Origin of the sequence: [Scytonema hofmanni] UTEX 2349 (assembly GCF_000582685.1) — a bacterium.
Classification (GTDB): Bacteria; Cyanobacteriota; Cyanobacteriia; order Cyanobacteriales; family Nostocaceae; genus Hassallia; species Hassallia hofmanni.
The window spans coordinates 3,510,521-3,519,528 of the sequence record NZ_KK073768.1 but is presented as its reverse complement, the minus strand read 5'-3'; the positions used below and the strand labels follow the sequence as shown (position 1 = coordinate 3,519,528).

General features: G+C 44.6%; 5 protein-coding genes and 1 pseudogene. 5 read left to right on the top strand and 1 reads right to left on the bottom strand.

Features of this window, described 5'->3' with window-relative positions:
* Positions 1–98: 98 nt before the first annotated feature.
* Positions 99–2,546, bottom strand: a complete 2,448-nt coding sequence (locus TOL9009_RS0120875) for an endonuclease MutS2 (RefSeq protein ID WP_029634492.1) — start codon at positions 2,544–2,546, stop codon at positions 99–101.
* A gap of 927 nt (positions 2,547–3,473) precedes the next feature.
* On the opposite strand from TOL9009_RS0120875, the gene TOL9009_RS0120870 reads away from it, so the two are divergent.
* The 5 genes and pseudogenes from TOL9009_RS0120870 to TOL9009_RS0120845 all read left to right on the top strand — a co-directional run bounded on the left by TOL9009_RS0120870 (position 3,474) and on the right by TOL9009_RS0120845 (position 8,849).
* Complete coding sequence (locus TOL9009_RS0120870) at positions 3,474–4,637, top strand: GuaB3 family IMP dehydrogenase-related protein (protein WP_029634491.1); 1,164 nt, start codon at positions 3,474–3,476, stop codon at positions 4,635–4,637.
* Between the two features lie 520 nt (positions 4,638–5,157).
* Positions 5,158–5,505 (top strand): annotated as a pseudogene (trxA, locus tag TOL9009_RS0120865) (thioredoxin); the annotation flags it as partial.
* A gap of 299 nt (positions 5,506–5,804) precedes the next feature.
* Positions 5,805–5,981 carry a hypothetical protein gene (locus TOL9009_RS47555; protein ID WP_186227614.1) on the top strand — a complete coding sequence of 59 codons (177 nt, stop codon included), beginning with the start codon at positions 5,805–5,807 and terminating at the stop codon, positions 5,979–5,981.
* Positions 5,982–6,003: 22 nt separating this feature from the next.
* Complete coding sequence (locus TOL9009_RS0120855) at positions 6,004–7,074, top strand: LOG family protein (protein WP_029634489.1); 1,071 nt, start codon at positions 6,004–6,006, stop codon at positions 7,072–7,074.
* A 452-nt stretch (positions 7,075–7,526) separates the two neighbouring features.
* Positions 7,527–8,849: a D-alanyl-D-alanine carboxypeptidase gene (locus TOL9009_RS0120845; RefSeq protein WP_029634488.1), complete on the top strand. Its 1,323-nt coding sequence runs from the start codon at positions 7,527–7,529 to the stop codon at positions 8,847–8,849.
* The last annotated feature ends 159 nt before the right edge of the window (positions 8,850–9,008 follow it).

The window sequence follows — 9,008 nt, the reverse complement described above, 5'->3', positions numbered from 1 at the left end:
TGCCCCATGCCCCATGCCCCACGCCCCATGCCCCATGCCCCATGCCCCATGCCCCATGCCCCATGCCCCATGCCCCATGCCCCATGCCCCATGCCCCATTACTGAATGTAAGCAACTGTAACGCCAGATCCGCCATCTGCCTGTTCTGCGGCTTCAAAACGGCTAACTCGCTTGTGCTGGTGCAAAAAGGCGTGAACACCTTGCCGTAGCTTACCAGTGCCGTGTCCGTGAATAATCCAGATTGGTCCTGTTGCTTCAGAAATTGCTTTGTCTAAAATTATTTCGCTATCCGCTACACGTTTACCACGTAAATCTACTGTATTTTGAGATGTGCGAATTGCTGGGGCTGATTGGGGTGGTGGTGTAACCTTGGCAGGTTTGCTGGCTGTTTGTGCGATCGCTTCCGGTTTTTTCCCATCAAGAGATTCTACATCTTCCAACTTCACCGTCATTTTCATAATGCCAAAACGCACAGCGAACTCACCATCATTATCAGGTGCAGTTAAAACTTCCGCTGTTTGCCCTAATTTCGGGATGCGAATGCGATCACCTACTTTGGGCATAAATCCAGCTTTTGGTTTGCTTTCCTGTGTCGCTTGATACTTTTGATTAATTTGATTTAAAGCATTTGTGGCTTCTTGAGCATCTTGAGCTGTGGGCGTACCTTTCTGCAAGCGGCGAATTATAGAGGCGATTTCACCTTTAGCGCTGGCGATCGCTTGTTGTACGGCTATTTCCTGGGAAGCCCGCAAAGAGCGCTCTCTCTCCTGTAAATTTGCGGATTTATCCAATACCTCTTTGTATAAACGTTCGGCTTGCTGCAACAGACTTTGAGCTTCAGCAGCTTTAGTTTCCTGACGGCGGCGTTGTGCCTCCAAACCAGCAATCACCTGATTTACTTCGTCTGAAGCTTCCCCTACTTGGCTTTTCGCCTGTTCGACAACTTCTGGTTTCAACCCCAAACGCAGGGCGATCGCCAAAGCATTGGAACGTCCGGGAATTCCCCAAAGCAAACGATACGTAGGCGAAAGAGTACTTTCATCAAACTCTACAGAAGCATTTTCAAACCGCTCATCCTCGTACTTTAGTGCTTTGAGTTCACCAAAGTGAGTTGTCGCCATAGTTAACTGAGCGTTGTCAGCCAGATAATGCAATAAGGCGATCGCTAAAGCACTACCCTCAGCCGGATCAGTTCCCGCACCCACTTCATCTAGTAAGACGAGGGACTGGGGGGATGAGGAAGATGGGGGGGATGGGGAAGCAAATTCCTCCTTGTCCCCTTGTCCCCCTGTCTCCTTCTCCCCCTGTCCCAAAGCTTCTAAAATCCGACTTATCCGGCGGATGTGACCGGAAAATGTAGATAAACTTTGCTGTAGCGATTGTTCATCGCCAATATCTGCCAGTATCTTCTCAAACCAAGGTAATTCTACAGGTTCGCGGGCAGGGACAAATAAACCCACTTTCGCCATCAATGCAGCTAAACCGAGGGTTTTCAAGCTGACAGTTTTCCCGCCGGTGTTTGGTCCTGTGATTGTCACCACCCGAATTTGCGGTTGAATCAGTAAATCTACCGGAATTACTGCTGAACCTTGTTCATGTTGATGCTGCCAGACTAAAAGCGGATGACGCAATTGCCGTAAAGTAATAGTTTCATTTTCCTCCCGCTTGATAAATCGGGGCGGATTTGCTCCTAACCAGAAACTATAACGCGCTCTAGCGGTTGCTAAATCCAAAGTTGTGACAATTGCCAGCAATCGTTCCAAATCTGGTTTGACTGCTGCAACTTGCTGTGTTAAAATGCGGCGAATCGCTTCTTCTTCAACTTGTTCTTTTTTAATTGTTTGTCGTAGTTGATTGCCCCAAGGCACAATGGAATTAGGTTCTATATAAAGCGTTGCGCCGCTGGTAGAGGTATCGTGAACAATGCCGGGAATCGCGTCTTTTTGAGGCGCTTTCACGGGGATGACGTAGCGATCGCCTCTTTGGGTAATTATTTGTTCTTGAACTGCGCCATATTTAACTTGTAAAATATTTTGCAGTTTTTGAGTGATTTGACTGCGTAATTTACGCAAATCATTGCGAATATCATTAAGTTTTTGGCTAGCGCGATCGGCTACTTGTGCGCGATCGTCAATACAACGGTGAATTTCTTGCTCTAGTTCCGGATAAGTCCGTAAATCGGCAATTAGCTGATTCAATATGGGAAAATCAGGTTGGTTGTCAATTACACGGCGTAAATTTCTGGTTCCCGCAAGAGTAGTAGCGATCGCCAAAAGTTCCTCACCAGTTAAAACAGCTTGGATTTCTGCCCGTTCAAGAGAATCACCAATATCTTGAATTCCCTCAAAAGACAGTCCCGTGGTGAGACGAATTTCTAATTCGTATATTTCCTTGGTTTGCGCTACCAAGTACTCGCTTTCCGCTCTGGAGTCAGGAATCGGCAGTTGACGTGAGGCTCGCGCTCCTAGTTTAGTTGCCGCAAATGTGCTCATATGCTGGCAGAGCCGGTGCCATTCTAGTAATTCTAAAGTTTCAGACTGGATCAAGGCTTCAACATTTAATCTGAAACTATCGTAACAATACTACGAACAGACAGGTTCATTTTCAAGAGTGAAATTTCCGTCCATATTACTTACAGTTTGTTACATATTTATTTGTAACAAATTTTTATTACCTTGCATTTAAGTATAAAACCCAGTTTATTCTAAGTTTATTGCTGGCAAAGCAACATTTACTGCTTGATATTAAATTGATGCAGTTAATTCTGGGAAAATAAAACCATCAAATTGAATACTGGCACTTGCAACACATACAGCCGATTGCGTTGTGATTAAGTACACGTAGAGACGTTCCGCAGGAACGTCTTTACAGGGTTTTGGGTTTTACGTATGTATCTAATTTAATTCTGATGGTATAGCAATTGTACCTGCTACTGGCTGGGTGTTTAATGAGAAAACAGGGGAAGTTACCCTGATTGCTTCTAATGGAAGTTCTGAAGGTGTGGGTTCTAATCAGGGTGGGTGTATTGTGCCTTACTTACATTCCCCACACCCCACACCCTACACCCCACACCCAGGAGCGAAGCGACGATAAAGCGCAAGCTCACATAGAATTGGTATTCGGGTTTGTGAGATGAAAGTTGTAGGCGTATTCTTGTAGCCACAGTCATACATTTTCGCTAAAAACAATTGCCAAAATAATCAATAATTATCAATCAGCCAAGTTTTGATTCCGGCTATTTCTAACCATAGATATATGCAAAAAAATTATTTAAAGTGCGTTTATTGGTGGTGTACTATTTAAGCATTTGAATTAACCCAATTTTATCTAAGATACAAACACATTCACAATTTTTTGTTCTCCCCTCCCCTCTTGCTATCCTTGACAGCTTGCAGGTTACTTTCACCAAAAACGCTGCAAGTTCGCCCACAATTTGATACCCTAGCTTAAACAGATTTCGCAATGTTAAAAGCGTGGACATTCAAATTGGTCGGGGTAAAACAGCTCGCAGAGCTTACGGAATTGATGAAATTGCTTTAGTCCCCTCAGGGAGGACACTCGATCCGAGCTTGGCAGATACCAAATGGCGTATTGGCAATATAGAGCGGGAAATCCCGATAATTGCTAGTGCGATGGATAGTGTGATAGATGTCCGCATGGCTGTACGGTTGTCGCAGTTAGGAGCGTTGGGCGTTCTCAATTTAGAGGGTATCCAAACTCGTTATGCTGACCCAGAGCCGATTTTAAATCAAATTGCATCTGTTGGCAAAGATGAATTTGTTTCTTTAATGCAAAAACTATATGCCGAACCAATAAAGCAGGAATTAATTGAACAACGTATTCAGGAAATTAAACGACAAGGTGGTATTGCAGCAGTAAGTGCTACTCCAGCAGCTGCGAGCAAATATGGTGCGGCGATCGCGCAAGCAGGGGCAGATTTATTTTTTGTCCAAGCAACTGTGGTTTCGACGGCACACTTGTCACCAGAATCGATAGTTCCACTTGATTTGGCAGAATTTTGTCGCTCGATGCCCATCCCTGTCATATTGGGGAATTGTGTGACTTATGAAGTCACCCTAAATTTGATGAAAGCTGGTGCGGCAGCGGTGATGGTGGGAATTGGTCCTGGTGCAGCTTGTACCTCTCGTGGGGTATTGGGTGTCGGGGTGCCTCAAGCGAGTGCGATCGCTGACTGTGCAGCCGCTAGAAACGATTATTATCAAGAAACTGGTAATTATGTCCCCGTTATTGCCGATGGCGGTTTAATCACAGGCGGAGACATTTGTAAGTGTATCGCCTGCGGTGCCGATGGCGTCATGATTGGCTCTCCCTTTGCTAGATGCGCCGAAGCCCCAGGACGAGGTTATCATTGGGGTATGGCGACTCCTAGCCCTGTATTGCCCCGTGGTACGCGCATTAGCGTCGCCACTACCGGCACTCTAGAGCAAATTCTCACCGGACCTGCGGCTCTAGATGATGGCACTCATAATCTTTTGGGAGCCTTAAAGACGAGTATGGGAACATTAGGAGCTAAAAATATTAAAGAAATGCAACAAGTTGAAATTGTGATTGCTCCTTCTTTATTAACTGAAGGTAAAGTTTACCAAAAAGCTCAACAATTAGGCATGGGTAAATAAAGGGACTGGGGACTGGGGACTGGGGACTGGGGACTGGGGACTGGGGACTGGGGACTGGGGACTGGGGACTGGGGACTGGGGACTGGGGACTGGGGACTGGGGACTAGAAAATTTAACTAACCCAATAACCACTAACATTGTACAGACGCGATTAATCGCGTCTCTACTAACCACTAACTCCTAACAACCGGGAAATAAATTTTTCGGTGACTCTTAAACAATCACTGGAAAAATTATATATGTCGCCTACAATGGAGAAAGCGGAGACGCATGTTTCCGTTCACTCCTCACACCACACTCCGCCCGGACTACTGTTCGGGCGGTTCCTTATGTATATCAAGCTATTAGCTGGCAGTCCAAACAGGCTGTTACCCAAAGCAATAAAGCTCATTTTGCCAACCGTAGAAGCTTTTTTGTCAACTTAAATGTTAATAAAATAAGCGAACTTCTTTGCAAATATACATCCGACAATCCGAAGCGGTGGTTTTTGCTATGGTAGAATTTTCACGAAGCTCAGAAATATAATAGGCAAAGGTTTTTAGGCATGTCAGCAGCCGCACAAGTTTCGGATTCTACGTTTAAGCAAGAAGTACTGGATAGCGAAGTTCCAGTTTTAGTTGACTTTTGGGCACCGTGGTGTGGTCCCTGCCGGATGGTAGCTCCGGTTGTAGATGAAATCGCCATTCAGTACGGCGATCAAATCAAAGTAGTTAAAGTTAACACCGATGAAAATCCGAATGTTGCCAGTCAATACGGCATCCGCAGCATTCCCACATTAATGATTTTTAAAGGTGGGCAAAAAGTTGATATGGTCGTCGGTGCCGTACCGAAAACTACATTAGCTAACACTTTGGAAAAGTATCTTTGAAACTCAACCACTGGAAAACTTCTCTTAAGTTGTCCATTTGGTGTGGTATTAGGTAAATTTTTGTTAACGATTTACAGAGGCGCGAAAATTCGCGTCTCTAGAAAATCGTTTTCAATTGTAATCATTGTTAAGATTACTTTTAGTAAAGTAATTTTTTATTGCTGTAACAGGTACTTCTATCCAAAACATTGATGAGCACGGGTGCCTTGGTTGATGGTAAACCAAAGGTGCTTTTTATTGTGAAAGAGGGAAAGGGGAAAATGGAAGAAAAATTTTCAGGACTTAGGTTGTAAGCCTTAGTGTTCCACCACACTAATTTGGTGCTAGATCCCCGAATTCTTGGAGAAGTCGGGGATCTGACCACTCGTAGCCCCTCAGAACTAATGTGGTGGACTACTGTTAGCGTGCAGTGCGATCGCATGAAAGTAGGCAAAGCGGTATTTGATAACAACACACCAAATCTGGGTAAAATATAGTGCTATTTTGGCGGCAGTTCTCATGACCTCCGAAACCTCATTCGACACATTCGACTCTCTAAAAGCGGATATAGCGCTCTTAATCGATCGCTTACCAACGTTAAAAAATCGGCAATTTATCAAACAGGCACTGACGACAATAGTACGTCTAGGTGAAAGCGACATTGATCGTCTTGACTGGAAGATATTATCTGCCTCTTTAACAGACATGGAACGGGGTTTTCAACTGTTTCATGCTTACCGACACGTTCGCAAAGTCACCATCTTCGGTTCTGCGCGTCTTTCGCCAGAAAGCCCAGAATACCGCATGGCGGTTAAATTTGCTCGCTATGTCTCTGAGTTGGGATTCATGGTGATGACAGGCGGTGGTGGTGGTATTATGCAAGCCGGTCACGAAGGTGCGGGACGAGAAAATTCCTTTGGCTTAAACATTCAATTGCCGTTTGAGCAAGAGGCAAATCCATTTATTGAAGGTGATCCAAAGCTGATTCACTTTAAGTATTTTTTCACCCGCAAGCTGTTTCTTCTCAAAGAAAGTGACGCTGTAGCTTTGTTTGCTGGTGGTTTTGGCACTCAAGATGAAGCTTTTGAGTGCATGACCTTGAGCCAAACAGGTAAGTTTGGTCCAGTACCTTTAGTTTTAATCGATCACCCTGGTGGCGATTATTGGCGGTCTTGGAGCGAATACATTGATAAGCAACTGGTGCAGAAAGGTTTAGTAAGTCCGGAAGACCCAAGTCTATACACAGTCACAGACAACCTGGATGTGGCTTGTAATGCGATTACCAGTTTTTATCAGGTTTATCACTCCAGCCGCTATGTAGGCGATCGCTTAATCATCCGTTTACATACGGATTTATCAGACGCTGAAGTCGAGCAACTAAATGCTAATTTTAGCGACATCCTAGTTGATGGACAGATTGAAAAAAGTCACGCTTTACCCCAAGAAGGACAAGATGAAGCTGTTGGGCTACCCCGTCTCATTTTGTACTTCAATCAACGCGACTTGGGGCGTTTGTATCAAATGATTGCCGCAATTAACGCTCTAGGCACTCCTTCACCAGAGGATGCGGCTCATCCAGAAAGGAAGTAAGGATTGGGCATTGGGCATTGGGCATTGGGCATTGGGCATTGGGCATTGGGCATTGGGCATTGGGCATTGGGCATTGGATAATGGTAAAAATTCTTTCCCCTTTCCCTTTTCCCGCTTTTCAATTGCCCATTGCCCTAGGCACTTAATACCAAATCCAATCTATTCTTGTATTTTCTTAACTCCCCCCAACCGGACTTTTTTTATATTGATAGGGCAACGCTGGGAGGAATTTATTAACTCTAATAAACTGACTTTATATTTTTCTGTGCTTAAAGTCATGAAAAAGTGGTACAAATTTTAGAAGTGTAAAGATAATAACTAAAACAATGTTATCCATCCTACCTATAGATAGCAAAGATACCAGTTATTATGACTCAATGCTGATTAGCATAAAAAAGCTTTGTATATTAGCACAGGAAATAAATTAGCACGTCCTAACAGGGGAATAAAGAATGCTGGAGTTATTGGGTTCAGGTTTAGTTACGCTTTGGCTAGAAATGGCAGGGGTACAACTCAAGCCTTTAAATGCTTTTGATGCATTGGCTTGGCAAAGTAGCCCAGGCTTAGTTCTTGCCCCCGATCCAAATCCAGCTGGGGCTATTACAGTCCAAGAATATTTAAAATCACTGGTAACATCAAAGCTGATAGATCCGAACTTGACAGAAAGTCAAGGTATTTGGATGCAGTCGGGACCAATGCTGATGGCTAATCACCAAGGTACGACTCCTCTACCTGCGGCTTCGTTAACAAAAATTGCTACTTCTTTAGTTGCTTTGAAAACTTGGGGACCAGACCACCAATTTGATACTTTGGTCAGCGCAACAGGACCAATACAAAATGGAGTTTTACAAGGCGATTTGGTGATTGCTGGGAGTAACGATCCGATGTTTGTTTGGGAGGAGGCGATCGCCCTTGGTAATACTCTCAACAAAATGGGAATCAAGCAAGTAAAGGGAAATTTGGTTATTACTGGCAATTTCATGATGAATTTCCAGCCGAATCCGATAGTCGCAGGTCAAACGCTCAAGCAAGCACTCAATTATACCACTTGGTCGCGTCCTGCTAATTACATATACTCAATTATGCCCAAGGGAACTCCGAAGCCTCAAGTCGTAATTGCAGGTACTGTGAAATTAGATCCTCAAATAAATTCGCAACAAACCGTGCTTTTGCGTCACCGTTCTTTGCCTTTGAAGCAACTCATCAAGGAAATGAACGTTTTCAGCAATAACGAGATGGCACAGATGCTAGCGGACTCGGTAGGAGGAGCGCAGGTAGTACAATTAACAGCTGCCCAGCTTGCGAGAGTACCCCAGTCAGAAATTCAATTAATCAATGGTTCGGGACTCGGACAGGAAAATCGCATTTCCCCTAGAGCAGCCTGTGCTATGTTGATGGCGCTACAACGAGAAGCACTCTTCCATCAATTGACCTTATCTGACTTGTTGCTGATTTCTGGGTTCGATCATCGTGGGACAATTCACGGTAGACACATGCCTAACGCTACTGTATTTAAAACTGGTACTCTACGGGATGTCAGTTCTTTGGCTGGAGTAATTCCCACACGCGATCGCGGTTTGGTTTGGTTCGCTATTCTTAACCGTGGTAACAATGTATCCGGTTTTCGCACTGGACAAGACCAATTTTTGCAACATCTTGTGCAGAAATTGCAAGTAGCACCAACCCTTCCTAGCGCACTTACTCCCCACTCAGCTATTAACACAGTACCCGAACTCGGTTCAGTCAGTCGCAATGAAATTGTGTATGGGGGATAGTTGTTGGTTGTTGGGCAATGGGCATTGGGCATTGGGCAATGGGCAATGGGCATTGGGCATTGGGCATTGGGCAATGGGAATTGGGCAATGGGAATTGGGCAATGGGCAATGGGCAATGGGCAATGGGCAATGGGCAATGGGCAATGGGCAATGGGCAAT